A 15,241-nucleotide genomic window follows, 5' to 3' on the forward strand; every position below is an offset into this window, starting at 1 on the left:
CCGAGCCTGACCTCCGGTCAGCCGTCGTCGACGCTGCGGCGGCCGGACTTGAGCTGACCGCGGCGCTTCTTGGCCTCGACCCGGCGCCGTTGCGATCCCTGGGTCGGCCGGGTGGGGCGACGGGTCGGCGGTTCGGGAGCGGCGGCCTCGCGCAGGATCCTGACGAGTCGCTGCCGCGCCACCACCCGGTTCTGCCGTTGGGAGCGGTGCTCCGACGCGACGATGACCAGCCGTCCGCCCACGAGCCTGGGCGCGAGGCGCTCCAGCAGGCGATCGCGGGTGGACTCGGGCAGGGCGGCGACCGCTCGCGACGTCGACGGGTCGAAGTCGAGCTCGACCCGGCTGTCCGTCGTGTTCACACCTTGTCCGCCCGGGCCGGACGAACGGGAGAACCGCTCGACCAGCTCGCCGGCGTCGATGACCATGCCATGGCGGAGCCCGGGACCGGCGGGCAGCCGGAGCGGGGCACCCGGCTGTGGCCGCCCGCTGGATGCGGTGATCACGGGAGGAGGCGCAGCTCGTTGCCGTCGGGGTCGGCCAGGGTCGTGCCGCCTCCCTCGCGGCCGGCCACGTCCCAGTCGTCGAGTCGGGTGGCACCGAGCGAGAGGAGGCGAGCGACCTCGGCGTCGTGGTCGTCCGTGGTGGACAGCACGAGTCGCTGGCGGTTTCGTGCGGGCTTGGGTGCCAGCGGCGGCCCGCCCCAGGCCACCTTGGTTCCGCCGCTGGGGGACTGGACCGCCGTCTCCTCGTCCTGGTCCCACACGAGTGGCCAGCCGAGTGCCTCGCTCCAGAACACCCCCACGTCGCGGCTGCCGTCGCAGGCCAGCTCGCCCAGGACGCCGCAGCCCGCCAGGAACGAGCTGTCCGGTGGGATGACACAGAGCTCGTTGCCCTCCGGGTCCTCGAGGACGACGTGCCCCTCCTCGGGGAGCTGGCCGACGTCGAGGTGGCGGGCGCCGTGGGCGAGCGCGGTGTCCACGACCCGACGCAGGTCGTCCTCGTCGGTGCTGGTGAGGTGCAGGTGGATCCGGTTGCGACCCAACTTCTCCGTGGCGCTCGTGACGAAGCGCAGGCCCACCTGGGCGTCGTCGCCGGCGAGGAGCAGTCCGCCGCCCCGCTCCCCCACCGGACGGTCGAGGAGGCCTCCCCAGAACCGCGCCAGCGCTGCGGGGTCGTGTGCGTCGAAGTCGACGGCGACCAGCGTGGAAGACATCCCCGCACCGTGTCACGCGGACGAGGATCGGGCAACAGGGTTTCCCTGCACCGCGCGGCCCGGTGCTGTCGGTGGGCGCGGCTAGGGTCCCGACCGTGGGAGGCGTCGCCGACGATCTCGACCCGGCCCTCGTGGCACGGGTCGCGGCGATCTGCCTCGCGCTCCCCGAGGCCCACGAGCAGGATGCCTGGATCGGGGTGCGCTGGCGGATCCGTCAGCGCACCTTCGCCCACCTCGCCCACGTCGACCCCCGCGGCGGCTCGGTGTTCGGGCTGGCCGCGCGGCTGGGCAGCCCCGCCGACGTGATCACCTTCCGCTCCTCGGGTGAGGAGCTCGAGGCCCTGGTCCACTCGGGTCTGCCGTTCTACAAGCCGGACTGGAGCCCCCACGTCGTCGGGATGGTGATCKACGACGACACCGACTGGGACGAGGTGGTCGAGCTGCTGGCCGACAGCTACTGCCTCATGGCCCCCACGAAGCTCGCGCGCCTCGTCCAACCCCCGCCCYGAGCCGTGCGGCACACTGGTCGCTTGTGACTCCACCCGTGCCGGGGGCCTTCTGCCTGGTCCTGCACTCCCACCTGCCCTGGCTCCCCGGCCACGGGGTCTGGCCACTGGGCGAGGAGTGGCTCTTCCAGGCCTGGGTCGAGTCCTACGTGCCCCTCGTGGCGGAGCTGGACTCCCTGGCCGCAGAAGGACATCGGGACATCCTGACCCTGGGCGTGACCCCCGTGCTCGCCGCCCAGCTCGACGACCCCCGCATGCGTCGCGACGCCGCGACGTGGGCCGGTCTGTGGGGCCTGCGGGCGCGCGAGATGGGCTTCGACCCCGACCCGCACCGCCGCTCGACAGCCGAACGCGAGTATGCCGGGGCAGTCGGCGCCGCGCGCCTGCTCGACTCGCGTTGGCGGGCGGGTGGGGCGCCGGTGCTGCGCGGGCTGCGCAACGCGGGCGTGGTCGAGCTCCTCGGCGGACCGAGCGCCCACCCGTTCCTCCCACTGCTCCTGCCGGAGATCGCGGGGCTCGCGCTCGAGGCGGGACTGTCCGACAGCGTCTGGCGACTCGGCGAGCGCCCGCGCGGCATCTGGTCACCGGAGTGCGGTTGGCACCCCGCGCTGGCGCAGCGGTTCGTCGACGCCGGCATCAGCCACTTCGTGGTCGACGAGCAGACGGTGCGCGACTCAGGCGGCCACCCCCATGCCGCGTGGCGGGTGGCCGGCACCGCGCTGGTGGCGGTGCCACGCAACCTCGAGGTCACCAACCTCATCTGGTCCTCGCGCAGCGGCTACCCGGCCTCCCCCGCCTACCGCGACTTCCACGCCCGCGAGGAGCTCACCGGCATCCGGTTGTGGGCGATCACCGAACCCGACGTCGACGTGGGCCGCAAGCGGCCCTACGACCCGGACGACGCCCGTGAACAGGTCGACCACGACGTGGCGCACTTCGTGGACGCCGTCCGCGACCAGCTCCTCCACGCCCACGAGGTGCGTGGGGAGCCGGGACTCGTCGTCGCGGCATACGACACCGAGCTCTTCGGCCACTGGTGGCACGAGGGTCCGGCGTTCGTCGGCAAGGCGATCCGCGCCCTGAGGCGCGCCGGCATCACGGTGACCACGCTCGAGAAGGCCCTCGCGCAGGGCCACGTCGCCGGCGAGCTCGACCTGGCGCCGGGTTCGTGGGGGGCGGGCAAGGACTACTCGGTGTGGGACGGGCCGGCCGTGCGCCAGATCGCGCACGAGAACGAGTGGCTCCAGCGGCGGTGGCTCGACGTCATCGGCCGCGAACGCGCCGCCGGTCGGCTGCAGACCCGACGCCCCGACCTCGACCAGCTCCTGCAGACGCTGTGGCACGCGCTGTCGAGCGACTGGGCCTTCCTGGTCACGCGGGGGCAGTCGGTCGACTACGCCCGGCGCAGGGCCGATGAGCACCGCCGTGACTTCCACGTCCTGGCCCAGCTCATCGAGGACGGACGGCGCGATGCCGCTGTCGAGGAGTCACGACGGCAAGCGTTGCGGGACAACGCCTTTCCGGCCCTCGATGCCCGCCTGGGACAGTCCGCCGACTACGCCGAGATCTAGGCGACTCCCCGTCTGCACCGTGTGGTTCACCATCTGCCGCGGGCGCCGCCCCGCCTGTCCTTGCCTACTCCCGGGTGCGGACGACCTTGCCTGGTATGCCGGCCACGACCGACCGTGGCGGGTAGTCACCCCGGGCGACGGCTGAGGCCGCGACTACGCACTGGTCGCCGATGTCGACCCCCCGCGTGACCACCACCTTGGTGCCGAGCCAGACGTCGTCGCCGATGCGCACCGGCGACTTCACGATGCCCTGGTCCTTGATGGGGACGTCGAGCGAGGTCGTCACGTGGTCGAAGTCGCAGATGTAGACGTCGTCGCCGAAGAGGCACGCCTGACCGATCGAGATGTCGATCCAGCAGTTGATGGTGTTGCGGATGCCGACGACCGACTTCGACCCGATCCGCAGCGTTCCCTCGTGGGCGCGGACCCGGGCGTGCGCGCCGAAGTGCGTGTAGGCACCGACCACCAGACGGCCGTACCCCTCGCGGACCTCGAACCGGACGTCCGGCCCGATGAAGCACGGGCCCTCGAACCGCAGGGACGGGTAGCGGGCGCTCGCGCGCGCCATCCGGAAGTAGCTCGCCAGGTGGTGACGGGTGAAGGCACGGTTGGCCACCGCCCAGACCACCCAGCGCACCCAGGCCACCGGCCGGGGCAGGCCGGAGGGGCCGCGCTCGCCATGGTCGGCCGGGGACATGTCCGCATTGGCTGCAGAGGTCACGGGTGGCTCGTCTCGGTGCGTTCGTCTCGGTGCGGTAGTAACGCTGTGCTCGGCTGGCTGGTGCGACCCTCAGCGCGGCTTCACGCCGGTGATCCCGACGTTGTAGAAGAGCCGCGCCGGGACCACCTTGGCCAGCACCCGGTCGACCGCGGAGAGCCGCTTCCACGAGCCGTAGGCGAACATCGCCCAGCCCCAACCGAGGGCGCCCGGCTTGACGGCGGCCTCGAAGGTGCGGACCGGCCAGCCCAGGAACGCCGCGGTCAGCTCCTCGGTCTGGGTGCGCACTCCCACGGCACCCGCGCGCAGGGCCATCCGGGCCAGCTCGTCCGGGTCGAAGGTGTGCAGGTCGACGACGGCCTCCAGGGCCGCCGCCCGGGAGGACTCGTCCAGGGCCTCCTGGTCCTTGCCCCACCTGTCCCTCAGGGGGGTGAGGTGGGTGACGGCCGTGGTCGCCTTCCACGTCAGGCGCCCGAGCTGACGGGCGTACCAGTCCCCCACCCGGGTGGGCTCCCCCGCGATGACGAACCGACCACCGGGCTTGAGCACCCGCAGGACCTCTCGGAACGCCGCCTCGACGTCGGGGATGTGGTGGATGACGGCGTGACCGACGACGACGTCGAAGGTGTTGTCGTCGTAGGGAATTCGCTCGGCGTCGGCGACGCGGCCCTGGACGGTGAAGCCCAGCGCCTCGGCGTTCGCCCTGGCCGCCTCGACCATGCCGGGCGACAGGTCGGTGACGTGGACCTCGTCGAGGATCCCGGCCTGCTTGAGGTTGAGCGAGAAGAAGCCGGTGCCAGCGCCCAGCTCGAGTGCCGTGCCGTACGGCAGGGGGTCGGGCGTGCCCGTGATCGCGTGGAACCGGTCACGCGCGTAGTCGGTGCAGCGCTCGTCGAACGAGATCGACCACTTGTCGTCGTAGGTCTGCGCCTCCCAGTCGTGGTAGAGCACCTGGGCCAGCTTGTTGTCGGCGTAGGCCGCAGCGACCTGCTCGGCCGTCGCCGCCGGCATGGGGGCGTCGGCGCCTGGTACCGAGCGACTCAGGGGGGTGGACGACATGGGTCAGGCGCCCTCGAACTTCGCCTTGCCGGGTCCGTTCTCGACGAACGACCTCATCCCGATCTCACGGTCCTTCGTGGCGAACAGGCCGGTGAACAGCATGCGCTCGATCTCCAGCCCGGTCTCGAGGTCGGTCTCGAGGCCGCGGTCGATGGCCTCCTTGGCGGCGCGGATCGCGTAGGCGGGACCGCCGACGTACGGCGCCAGCCGCGCCTTCGCGGCGGCATACACGTCCTCGGCCTCGACGACCTCGTCGACCAGACCGATCGCGAGCGCCTCGTCGGCCGAGACGAACCGTCCGGAGAAGACGATGTCCTTGGCCTTGGCCGGGCCCACGAGACGGGCCAGGCGCTGGGTGCCGCCGGCGCCCGGGATGATGCCGAGCAGGATCTCGGGCTGGCCGAGCTTGGCGTTCTTGGCGGCCACGCGGAAGTCGCAGGCGAGGGCCACCTCGCAGCCACCACCGAGCGCGTAGCCCGTGATGGCGGCCACGGTCGGCTTGGGGATCCGCGAGAGGGTGCGGGTGAAGTCCTGGAGCGCGCCGGCGTGGTCGGCCATGTCCGTGTAGGACATCCGCTCCATCTCCTTGATGTCCGCACCGGCGGCGAAGACCTTCTCGCCGCCGTAGAGGACGACCCCGGCGACGTCGCGGCGCTGCCCGGCCTCGACCGCCGCCGCGGACAGGGCCGACTGGACCTCGGCGTTGAGGGCGTTCATCGGAGGACGGTTGAGTCGGATGGTGGCGATCCCGCCCTCGACCTCGAGGGAGACGACGCCGGCGGTGCTGCCGTCGCTCATGCCGGGTCTCCCCCGGGTGCAGGCTGGCCGGCGCCGGGGCCGGTGTCCTCGCCGCCACCCATGATCCGCTCGTGCCACATCTGCACGCCCGCGAGGACCAGCTGGATGGAGACGTTGACCAGGGCGGGGACATCGCTGCTCTGGTCGACGATGTGCTCGCTGGTGACCACGAGGGTGTCGTTGGCCAGCCCGGCCTTCACGACGTTCATCTGCAGGGTGATCTCGTTGCAGGTGGCGAGGCGGGTCAGCGGGTCGCTCGGCACCGCGTCGCTGATCGCCCACTGCCCGAAGACCCGCATGATCTGGAAGTCGCCCTCGGTGCAGCGCACGAACAGCTGCTGGTCCTGCACGGTGAACGCGACGTCGCCGTCGTTGTCCACGTTGGGCGCGAGGGACTGGTCGATCAGGGCGTCCAGGACCCGGCCGCGCAGGGGGTGTTCGTTCGCGGGGGGCGGGAAGTTGGGCAGCGAAGTCGGATCCGTCATGTGCCCAACCGTAACCACTGCCTAGGCTGAGGGCCATGTCGCCTGCCACGCGCCCGCGTGACCTTCCTCCCACCCTGGGCATGACCCTCGTCGACGGTGGAGCCGAGTTCGCCGTCTACGCAGGTCACGCCGACTCGGTGGAGGTCTGCCTCTTCGACGCGGGCGACACTGACGGCAGCTCGGAGCGTCGCCTGCCCCTCACCGAGCGCACCCACGGCATCTGGTTCGGCTTCCTCCCCGGGGTCGGCGCGGGTCAGCGGTACGGCCTCCGGGCCGACGGACCGTGGCGCCCTGCCGAGGGGTTGCGCTACAACCCCGCGAAGCTCCTGCTCGACCCCTACGCCCGCGCGATCGAGGGCGACGTCGCGTGGACGCCCGAGGTGTTCGCGCACCGCGTGGACGACCGGCTCAAGGGTGACGACCTCGTGCGGAGTGCCACCGACAGCGCGGCCTCGGTCCCGCGCTGCGTCGTGGTCGACGAGGCCTTCGACTGGGGCGCCGACGCGCCGCCACACACCCCGCTCGCCGACACGGTGGTCTACGAGGCGCATGTGCGGAGCCTGACGATGCTGCACCCCGACGTGCCCGAGCACCTGCGCGGCACGTATGCCGGCCTGTGCCACCCGTCCGTCATCGCGCACCTCAAGGCGCTGGGCGTCACCGCCGTCGAGCTGCTCCCCGTGCACGCCTTCACGTCCGAGCCCGAGGTGGTCCAGCGGGGCCTGACGAACCACTGGGGCTACAACACGCTGGGCTTCTTCGCGCCCCACTCGTTCTACGCCTCGACGACCGACCCCCAGGGGGCGCTCGACGAGTTCAAGGGCATGGTGCGGTTGCTCCACGCCGAAGGCATCGAGGTGCTCCTCGACGTCGTCTACAACCACACCGCCGAGCAGTCCGGGCGCACGGGGGCGTCGCTGTCGTGGCGGGGACTCGACAACCGGGCCTACTACCGGCTCGACGAGCGCGGCCAGGACATCGACGTCACCGGCTGCGGCAACACCCTCGACCTGCGCCACGCGATGGTCTGCAAGATGGTGCTCGACTCGCTGCGGTACTGGGTGAACGAGTGCCACGTGGACGGCTTCCGGTTCGACCTCGCCGTCGCGCTCGGTCGCGGGCAGAACGACGACTACGACCCGAACCACCCCTTCCTGGTGGCGCTGCGCACCGACCCGGTCCTCTCGCGGGTCAAGCTCATCGCCGAGCCCTGGGACGTCGGCATCCACGGCTGGCGCACCGGCCAGTTCCCCCCTCCGTTCGCCGAGTGGAACGACCGCTTCCGCGACTCCGTGCGCACCTTCTGGCTCGACGACCTCAAGGCGCAGACGGCAGGTCACCACCAGGGACACGGGGTGCGCGAGCTCGCCACCCGACTCGCCGGGTCGCAGGACCTGTTCGGCTCGCGGGACCGCGGCCCGGTCGCCTCGGTCAACTTCGTCGCGGCGCACGACGGCTTCACCACCGCGGACCTGACCCGCTACAACGCCAAGCACAACGGGCCCAACGGCGAGGGCAACCGTGACGGCACCGACAACAACCGGTCGTGGAACCACGGCATCGAGGGCCCCGAGACGGGCCTGGCCGAGCCCGAGGTGGAGGAGCTGCGACGGCGCTCGGTGCGCAATCTCCTCGCCACGACCCTGCTCGCCACCGGGGTGCCGATGCTCAACGCGGGAGACGAGTTCGGCCGGAGCCAGGGCGGCAACAACAACCCCTACTGCCAGGACAACCCCACCTCGTGGTTCTCGTGGGCCCTCGACCCGTGGCAGCAGGACCTGCTCGCCACGACGCGGTTCCTCACCGGGCTGCGCGCCGACCACCCCGTGCTGCGGCAGCGCACCTTCTTCACCGGTCGCGAGGTCCACGAGGACGGCTCGACCGACCTCGCGTGGTTCGACATCGAGGGCGAGCCGATGGCGAACGGCCGGTGGGAGGACCCAGCGACCCGCACCCTCCAGATGCTCCTCAACGGCGCGTGGATCGGGCACGCCTCCGTGCTGGTCGTGCTGCACGGCTCTCCCGAGGCCGGGAAGGTGACCCTTCCCGCTGTGCCGGGGCTCACGGCATACCAGCTGCTCTGGGACTCCACCGAGGAGCGGCCGAGCGCCCCAGGCGAACCCACGCTCCCGGGACCGGTCGAGGTCGGGCCGACCTGCCTCCGGGTCTACCGCGCGGCCGACTCGACCTGACCCGGGCCGTGGTCAGCCTGCAGGCAGCCCGCACCAGGCCGTGAGGGCGTCGTCGAGGCCTGCTGCCGTGCCGTCGCCGACCCACGCCACGTGACCATCGGGGCGGATCAGCACCGCCGACGGAGCGGCGACCGTCCCGATGACCGGCAGCACCCACGAGGCTGAGCAGGTGGCGTCGACCTGCCTGACCCGGTCCGCCCACCGGCTCGCCCCGAGGTGGTCGAGCGCGCCGAGGTTGAGCAGCACGGGCCGGGCCTCGTGGAGCAGCTCGAACACGCGTCGCGGCCCAGCTGGGGTGACGAGGTCGAGGTCGGGCACGCGGCGACCCACCAGGGGGTGGTCGCCGCCGAGGTCGTAGGCCACGTCGAGCCCGGACAGGAGCCCGGCCAGCTGCGTGCGCGGGACGTCCGAGCCGAGGACCGCGGTGAAGGTCTCCCGCACCGCCTCGGTGCGTGCGTCACCCCGCTGGAGGAGCGCCTGCGTCATCACGTTGCGCAGGACCCGGGACGTGGCGGGGTGGCGCTCGGCGACGTAGGTGTCGAGCAGCGACGCCGGCGAGACACCGTGGGCCACCTGCGCCAGCTTCCACCCGAGGTTCACCGCGTCCTGCACGCCCAGCCCGATTCCCTGGCCCCCGGTCGGCGGGTGGACGTGCGCGGCATCCCCCGCGATGAGCACCCGGCCCCGTCGGTAGTCGGTCGCCTGCAGGGTGGCGTCGGTGAAGCGCGAGATCCACGACAGGTCGTGGATGCCGAAGTCCGTGCCGTAGACGTCTGTCAGGGCAGCACTGAGGTCCGCGAGCGTGGGCTCGGCGCCGTGGACGAGACGGCGCTCGGTGACGACCATGCCGAACGTGCTGCCCTCCACGAGGTTGATGCCGTGGATCCCGACGTCGTCGTGGCGTATGCCGGTGGGCGGCTGATTGGACAGCTCGCCCTCGGCGATGAGGTGGCTTCGAGTGGCCGGCGCACCGACGAGCTCGATGCCCACCGCCTTGCGCACCACGCTGCGGCCGCCGTCGGCGCCGACGAGGTAGGAGGTTCGCAGCTCGCTGCCGTCCGCGAGGTGCACGTCGACGCCGGAGTCGTCCTGCCCCAGACCGATGACGTCGACACCGAAGCGGAGCGGCACCCCGAGCTCCTCGACCCAGCCACGCAGGATGCGTTCGACCTGCCCCTGCGACAGGCCCACGGTGTACGGGTGGCGGGACGGGAGGGCGGCCACGTCGAGGGGGTACCGGCGAAGCTCATCGCCTGGAAGGTCGTGCCCTCGGCGAGGAAGCGGTCGGCGATGCCACGCTGGTCGAAGAGCTCGACCGTCCGCGCGTGGAACCCGCGGGCTCGGGTGCCGACGAGGTCCGGGGTCGGACGGCGTTCGAGGACGGCGACGCCAACCCCCGCCAACGCGAGCTCACCCGCCAGCACCAGGCCCGTCGGGCCGGCACCGACGATGGTCACGTCGTTCGGTTCGACCCGGGTTGTCTCGCGCTGGCTCATCTCGCCGTCGATCATGCCAGTCACCACCGGTCGTGAGGGTCGCCAGCGGTCGAGAGGTCCGTGCCGGTCGTGGGGCTGATGTCGGTCACGGTGGGGTCACTCGACGATCACCGCCGGGTCACGCCGCGGGGCCTGCGGACACGAATGACCATCGGCACGGTCACGTCCCGGTAACCATCGCTGTGCGAGGCAACCGTCTGCTCCTACCTTCGGTCCAACGCACATCCGGGGACCTCGCTCCGGGACTGATGCAAGGGGGCACCACCATGGCAGCACCGAGAGTCAGCCGGCCCATCGCCACCGTCGCAGTGGCCACCGCGATCACCCTGGCCGTGACCGCCTGCAGCGGAGGTCAGGGGAATGACGGAGCGTCCGCCGGGCCGAACCACAACGGCCACAGCAGCGGCAGCAACACCGGGGGAAACACCGGTAGCAACACCGGTAGCAATGGCGGGAATGCCAACGGTGGCAACGGATCCGTGGCTCCCGGACCCAACGGTGGCGCCTCCCCAGACGAGCCAACGGCTTCCCTTGACGGACAGTCGGCCGGCGACCCGGGCATGACGGACCCGCGCAAGGATGCCCAGTCCACCTTCGCGCTCGACATCGACACCGGCGCCTACACGCGGTTTCGTGACGCCGTGAACCAGGGCACCTCGATCTCGCCGGACGAGGTGCGCACCGAGGAGTTCGTGAACTACTTCGAGCAGGGCTACGAGGCGCCTCGCGAGGGGCTCGACGTGAGCATCGACGCGGCGGCGCTCCCCTTCCGCGCGGGGCACCGTCTGGTCAGGGTCGGCATCAGCAGCGCGACCGCCGACTCCGAGTCGCGCACGGATGTCGACCTCGTCCTCGTCGTGGACTGCTCGGGGTCGATGAACGAGGCCAACAAGATGGAGACGACGAAGGGTGCCCTGAGGACGCTGGCCGCATCGCTTCGTGCGACGGATCGCGTTGCCATGGTGTGTTATTCGACCGAGGCGGAGGTGGCCCTCGAGCCGACCGAGGCCTCCCACCGTCGGGCGATCGAGCAGGCCATCGACTCGCTGCAGCCGCAGGCGTCGACCAACGCCGAGGCCGGCCTGTCCCTCGGCTACGACCTCGCCCAGTCCATGCAGCGCAAGGGCAGGATGTCGCGCGTCGTCCTCGTCAGCGACGGTGTCGCCAACGTCGGGGCAACGGGGGCGAGCGAGATCCTCGACCGGATCAGCGCCCAGGCGCGCGCGGGGACCAAGCTCATCTCGGTGGGGGTCGGCATCGAGGACTACAACGACCACCTCCTGGAGCAGCTGGCCGACCAGGGCGACGGCTGGCACGTCTACGTCGACACGGCAGCGGAGGCCGAGCGGGTGTTCGCGACGGGGCTCACCGGTTCGCTCGTGGTCGCCGCGACGGACGCCAAGGCGCAGGTCGAGTTCGACCCGCAGCAGGTCCGTGGCTACCGGCTGCTCGGCTACGAGAACCGCGACGTGGCAGACCAGGACTTCCGCAACGACTCCGTCGACGGTGGCGAGGTCTTCGCCGGGCACACGACGACCGCCCTGTATGACGTCGAGCTGCGCGATGACGTCAAGCTGCGAGAGGACGCGGGCGACGGGTCCTTCGTCAAGGCCACGGTCCGCTACCTCGACGCCGGGGGCCGTGCGATCGAACGGACCCGTGAGCTCCGCGACGCCGAGTGCGCCCGGACCCTCGACCACGCCTCGCCACGCCTGCGACAGGACCTGGTCGTCGCGATGCTGACCGACCACCTCACCAGCGGCCCGTGGTCGGAGTGGGTCAGCACGGGCGAGCTCCGTGAGGAGGCCGCTGCCCTGCCCCAGGCACTCGACGGCGACCGTGACGTCACCGAGCTGGTGCGCCTCGTGCAGCTGGCCACCTCATGAGGCGCCCGGGTGCGCGCCCGCTAACCAGTCGGCCCTGAGCTCCAGCCCCGGCGGCGCAGGACGGCGCCGTTGCTGACGTGGAGCTCGCGGCGATCGCGCCGAAGCCGTCGGCGCACGGTGACCTCTCTCGTCTCCCCGGACGAGTACGCATCGAGGAAGCCCAGGATGTCGTGCAAGGCGTCCACTCGGTCCTCGTCACGGTAGGCGAACTCCGCCCAGCCGTACCCCCCGGAAAACGACAGGGAGAAGACCTCGCCGTTGTAGGCCAAGCGAGCCAGCCCCTCCTTGCCCGGGACCTCGATCGACAGCGCGCGATAGCCATCCCTGGTCTGGGTGCTCGCCACGACGGTGTAGCCACGGCCGGCACAGTGGACGTTCGCTGCGGCGTCCAGCGCGTCCAGCTGCGTCACGTGAGCGGCCAGGTCGCCGGCTTCCATGGCCACAGCCTACGAACTCCCCTGGGGGGACGTCATGCACCCCGTGCCGCTGGTCGGCCACGGCCTCCAGGTACGGCGCCGAGAGGCGCCGCTTGTCCACAGACACAGGTATGCCGGCCCGCGGAGTCCGCGGGCCGGCATACCGTGCTTGGGGTGGGGCCTCAGGCGTTGGCGACCAGCCCCAGCTCGCTGGTGCTGGCGAGCCCGGAGTGCTTCGGCAGCACGCGGACGGTGTAGCCGAACGACCCGGTGCGGGACAGCGCCAGGTCACCGGCGAAGTGGTGGCGACCACCCTCGTAGGACTCGACGAAGTGGAGCGACTCGCTGACCACGTCGCGCAGCTCGTCGGAGTCACGAGCCGTGCCGTAGACGACCTGGACGTCGACGTCGTCGGGGCTGAGGGCACCGAGGGTGACGTAGGCGTTGACGTGCAGCGTCTCGCCGATCTCCGGGCTGTCGCCGACGCCGGTGGACTCGACGTGGTCGACGTGGACGTTCGGCCAGGCGGTCCTGACCTTGGCCTTGTAGGCGGCCAGGTCACGAGCGCCCTCGAACGTCTCGCCGTTGAGCGCCCAGCCGGCGCGGGCGGCGGGACCGTAGAGCTGGGTCGTGTAGTCGCGCACCATGCGGCTCGCGAGGACCTTCGGGCCCAGCGTCGCCAGCGTGTGCGTGATCATCGAGATCCAGTTCTGCGGCAGGCCCTCGGCGTCGACGTCGTAGAACCGCGGCGCGACCGAGTTCTCGATGAGGTCGTAGAGGGCCGCGGCCTCGATGTCGTCGCGACGCTCGGCGTCCTCGACGCCGTCGGCGGTCGGGATGGCCCAACCGTTCTCACCGTCGAACCACTCGTCCCACCAGCCATCGAGGATCGACAGGTTGAGGCCACCGTTGAGGGCGGCCTTCATGCCGGAGGTGCCACAGGCCTCGAACGGGCGGAGCGGGTTGTTGAGCCAGACGTCGCAGCCCGGGTAGAGGTACTGCGCCATGGCGATGTCGTAGTTCGGGAGGAACACGATGCGGTGGCGGATCTCCGGGTCGTCGGCGAAGCGCACCATCTGCTGGATGAGCTGCTTGCCGGTCTCGTCGGCGGGGTGCGACTTGCCGGCGATGACGAGCTGGATCGGGCGCTTCTCGTCGAGCAGGAGGCGCTTGAGCCGGTCGGGGTCGCGCAGCATGAGCGTGAGCCGCTTGTAGGTCGGCACGCGCCGGGCGAACCCGATGGTCAGCACGTCGGGGTCGAGGATGTCCTCGACCCAGCCGAGCTCGGCGGGGCTGGCGCCGCGCTTCTTCCACGAGGACTTGGTGCGGCGGCGGGCCTCCTTGACGAGCTGCTCGCGCATCTCGCGCTTGGTGGCCCAGATCGCGGTGCGGGGCACGTCACCGATCCGGTCCCAGGCGTTGTCGCGCTCGATGTCGGTGGTGCCGAGGTGCTTGGCGGCGACCTCGTAGACCTTGCGGTCCACCCAGGTGCCGGCGTGGACACCGTTGGTGACGCTGGAGATCGGCACCTCGTCGTCGTCGAAGCCCGGCCACAGGCCGTCGAACATCCCGCGGCTGACGACGCCGTGGAGCTTGGAGACGCCGTTGGCGCGCTGGCCGAGGCGCAGACCCATGACCGCCATGTTGAACATGCCGGCCTGGCCACCCGGGTAGTCCTCCGCCCCGAGGGCGAGGAGCCGCTCGACGGGCACGCCCTCGACCGCACGGTCGCCGCCGAAGTGGCGGGTGATCAGGTCGGCCTCGAACCGGTCGATGCCGGCGGGCACGGGAGTGTGCGTCGTGAACACGGTGGCGGCGCGCACGGCCTCGAGGGCCTCGTCGAAGCTGAGCCCGGCCGACTTCGTCAGCTCGTGGATCCGCTCGACGCCGAGGAACCCGGCGTGGCCCTCGTTGGTGTGGTAGACGTCCGGGGTCGGCGCACCGGTCAGTCGCGACCAGAGGCGCAGGGCCCGGACACCGCCGATGCCGAGGAGCATCTCCTGCTGCAGGCGCTGCTCGCCGCCGCCGCCGTAGAGGCGGTTGGTGATGTTGCGGGCGGCCTCGTCGTTGTCGGGCACGTCGGAGTCGAGCAGGAGCAGCGGCACGCGGCCGACCTGCGCCTTGAGGACGTGGGCGTGCAGCTCGCGCCCGCCGGGCAGGTCGAGGCTGATGACGCACGGGGTGCCGTCCTCCTCCCGGAGCAGGCTCAGCGGCAGGCCGTCCGGGTCGAGCACCGGGTAGGTCTCCTGCTGCCAACCGTCGCGGTTGAGGCTCTGCTTGAAGTAGCCGGTCTTGTAGAACAGGCCGACACCGACGATCGGCACGCCGAGGTCGGACGCCGTCTTCAGGTGGTCACCAGCGAGGATGCCGAGGCCACCGGAGTACTGCGGCAGCACCTCGGTGATACCGAACTCGGGGCTGAAGTACCCGATCGCCTTGGGGGCGCCGCCCTCCACCTCGTCGGCCCAGGCCTGGAACCAGCGCGGTTCGGTCAGGTAGGTGTCGAGGTCGGCCTTGGCAGCAGCGACGGCCGAGACGAACTCGGCGTCGCCGGCGAGGTCGCTCAGCTCCTGCGGCGACAGCGCCGACAGCAGGCGGACGGGGTCCTTGCGCACCTTGTCCCAGCGCTGCGGGTCGATGCGCTGGAACAGGTCTCGCGTGGGTGGGTGCCAGGACCACCGCAGGTTGCTCGCCAGGTCGCCGAGGGCGGCGATGGGCGCGGGCAGGACAGTACGGACGCTGAAGCGTCGGATCGCCTTCACGTGGGGCATCCTAAGGCCTCCGGGCCAATCTGAATGACGCGTTCTTGCAGAACTTTCAAGAATTTTCAGAGCCGTGTCCATCTCCGCACGTGGGGAGGTGCGGGACCGGCCGACCGAGTAGCGTCGGGCGCGTGACAGC

General features: G+C 71.3%; 13 protein-coding genes and 1 pseudogene. 4 read left to right on the forward strand and 10 right to left on the reverse strand.

Annotated features, from left to right (window positions below):
• Window positions 1–17: 17 nt before the first annotated feature.
• Together arfB and AC1DX8_RS10525 are read right to left on the reverse strand one after the other, a co-directional pair.
• Window positions 18–425 carry an alternative ribosome rescue aminoacyl-tRNA hydrolase ArfB gene (gene arfB / locus AC1DX8_RS10520; RefSeq protein WP_477629960.1) on the reverse strand — a complete coding sequence of 136 codons (408 nt, stop codon included), beginning with the start codon at window positions 423–425 and terminating at the stop codon, window positions 18–20.
• A 74-nt stretch (window positions 426–499) separates the two neighbouring features.
• Window positions 500–1,213 (reverse strand): VOC family protein, encoded by a 714-nt coding sequence (locus AC1DX8_RS10525; RefSeq protein ID WP_477629874.1) that lies wholly within the window; start codon window positions 1,211–1,213, stop codon window positions 500–502.
• A 95-nt stretch (window positions 1,214–1,308) separates the two neighbouring features.
• On the opposite strand from AC1DX8_RS10525, the gene AC1DX8_RS10530 reads away from it, so the two are divergent.
• Both AC1DX8_RS10530 and AC1DX8_RS10535 read left to right on the forward strand, forming a co-directional pair.
• On the forward strand, window positions 1,309–1,749 hold the full coding sequence (locus AC1DX8_RS10530; RefSeq protein ID WP_477629875.1) for an MmcQ/YjbR family DNA-binding protein: 441 nt from the start codon (window positions 1,309–1,311) through the stop codon (window positions 1,747–1,749).
• Window positions 1,746–3,290 (forward strand): 1,4-alpha-glucan branching protein domain-containing protein, encoded by a 1,545-nt coding sequence (locus AC1DX8_RS10535; RefSeq protein WP_477629876.1) that lies wholly within the window; start codon window positions 1,746–1,748, stop codon window positions 3,288–3,290. Before AC1DX8_RS10530 ends, AC1DX8_RS10535 begins: the two co-directional genes overlap by 4 nt.
• A 64-nt stretch (window positions 3,291–3,354) precedes the next feature.
• Here the strand turns inward: AC1DX8_RS10535 and AC1DX8_RS10540 are convergent, their stop codons facing one another.
• The 4 genes from AC1DX8_RS10540 to AC1DX8_RS10555 all read right to left on the reverse strand — a co-directional run bounded on the left by AC1DX8_RS10540 (window position 3,355) and on the right by AC1DX8_RS10555 (window position 6,350).
• Complete coding sequence (locus AC1DX8_RS10540) at window positions 3,355–4,011, reverse strand: acyltransferase (protein WP_477629877.1); 657 nt, start codon at window positions 4,009–4,011, stop codon at window positions 3,355–3,357.
• 69 nt (window positions 4,012–4,080) lie between these two features.
• Complete coding sequence (locus AC1DX8_RS10545) at window positions 4,081–5,019, reverse strand: class I SAM-dependent methyltransferase (protein WP_477629878.1); 939 nt, start codon at window positions 5,017–5,019, stop codon at window positions 4,081–4,083.
• A gap of 51 nt (window positions 5,020–5,070) precedes the next feature.
• Window positions 5,071–5,865, reverse strand: coding sequence for an enoyl-CoA hydratase/isomerase family protein (locus tag AC1DX8_RS10550; RefSeq protein WP_477629879.1), 795 nt, complete (start codon window positions 5,863–5,865; stop codon window positions 5,071–5,073).
• Window positions 5,862–6,350 (reverse strand): hypothetical protein, encoded by a 489-nt coding sequence (locus AC1DX8_RS10555; protein WP_477629880.1) that lies wholly within the window; start codon window positions 6,348–6,350, stop codon window positions 5,862–5,864. Before AC1DX8_RS10555 ends, AC1DX8_RS10550 begins: the two co-directional genes overlap by 4 nt.
• A gap of 35 nt (window positions 6,351–6,385) precedes the next feature.
• Between AC1DX8_RS10555 and glgX the strand changes: the two genes are divergently transcribed.
• A complete protein-coding gene (glgX, locus tag AC1DX8_RS10560; RefSeq protein WP_477629881.1) occupies window positions 6,386–8,542 on the forward strand; it encodes a glycogen debranching protein GlgX in 2,157 nt (718 codons plus the stop codon).
• Window positions 8,543–8,554: 12 nt separating this feature from the next.
• Here the strand turns inward: glgX and AC1DX8_RS10565 are convergent, their stop codons facing one another.
• On the reverse strand, window positions 8,555–9,766 hold the full coding sequence (locus tag AC1DX8_RS10565; RefSeq protein WP_477629882.1) for an FAD-dependent monooxygenase: 1,212 nt from the start codon (window positions 9,764–9,766) through the stop codon (window positions 8,555–8,557).
• Window positions 9,767–9,840: 74 nt separating this feature from the next.
• A pseudogene (locus AC1DX8_RS10570) lies at window positions 9,841–10,053 on the reverse strand (FAD-dependent monooxygenase); the annotation flags it as partial.
• A gap of 251 nt (window positions 10,054–10,304) precedes the next feature.
• On the opposite strand from AC1DX8_RS10570, the gene AC1DX8_RS10575 reads away from it, so the two are divergent.
• Complete coding sequence (locus AC1DX8_RS10575) at window positions 10,305–11,924, forward strand: vWA domain-containing protein (protein WP_477629883.1); 1,620 nt, start codon at window positions 10,305–10,307, stop codon at window positions 11,922–11,924.
• A gap of 20 nt (window positions 11,925–11,944) precedes the next feature.
• Here the strand turns inward: AC1DX8_RS10575 and AC1DX8_RS10580 are convergent, their stop codons facing one another.
• The gene (locus AC1DX8_RS10580) at window positions 11,945–12,361 is read right to left on the reverse strand and encodes a hypothetical protein (protein ID WP_477629884.1); all 417 of its coding nucleotides are present in this window, start codon (window positions 12,359–12,361) and stop codon (window positions 11,945–11,947) included.
• A gap of 161 nt (window positions 12,362–12,522) precedes the next feature.
• Window positions 12,523–15,102: an alpha-glucan family phosphorylase gene (glgP, locus tag AC1DX8_RS10585; RefSeq protein WP_477629885.1), complete on the reverse strand. Its 2,580-nt coding sequence runs from the start codon at window positions 15,100–15,102 to the stop codon at window positions 12,523–12,525.
• Window positions 15,103–15,241: the final 139 nt, after the last annotated feature.

Source organism: Pedococcus sp. P2_A3, assembly GCF_056405035.1.

Bases quoted from the DNA above. Each gene is read 5' to 3' on its own strand.
- arfB (WP_477629960.1), bottom strand. From the start codon at position 425: ATGGTCATCGACGCCGGCGAGCTGGTCGAGCGGTTCTCCCGTTCGTCC.
- AC1DX8_RS10525 (WP_477629874.1), bottom strand. From the start codon at position 1,213: ATGTCTTCCACGCTGGTCGCCGTCGACTTCGACGCACACGACCCCGCA.
- AC1DX8_RS10545 (WP_477629878.1), bottom strand. From the start codon at position 5,019: ATGCCGGCGGCGACGGCCGAGCAGGTCGCTGCGGCCTACGCCGACAAC.
- AC1DX8_RS10550 (WP_477629879.1), bottom strand. From the start codon at position 5,865: ATGAGCGACGGCAGCACCGCCGGCGTCGTCTCCCTCGAGGTCGAGGGC.
- AC1DX8_RS10555 (WP_477629880.1), bottom strand. From the start codon at position 6,350: ATGACGGATCCGACTTCGCTGCCCAACTTCCCGCCCCCCGCGAACGAA.
- glgX (WP_477629881.1), top strand. From the start codon at position 6,386: ATGTCGCCTGCCACGCGCCCGCGTGACCTTCCTCCCACCCTGGGCATG.
- AC1DX8_RS10575 (WP_477629883.1), top strand. From the start codon at position 10,305: ATGGCAGCACCGAGAGTCAGCCGGCCCATCGCCACCGTCGCAGTGGCC.
- AC1DX8_RS10580 (WP_477629884.1), bottom strand. From the start codon at position 12,361: ATGGAAGCCGGCGACCTGGCCGCTCACGTGACGCAGCTGGACGCGCTG.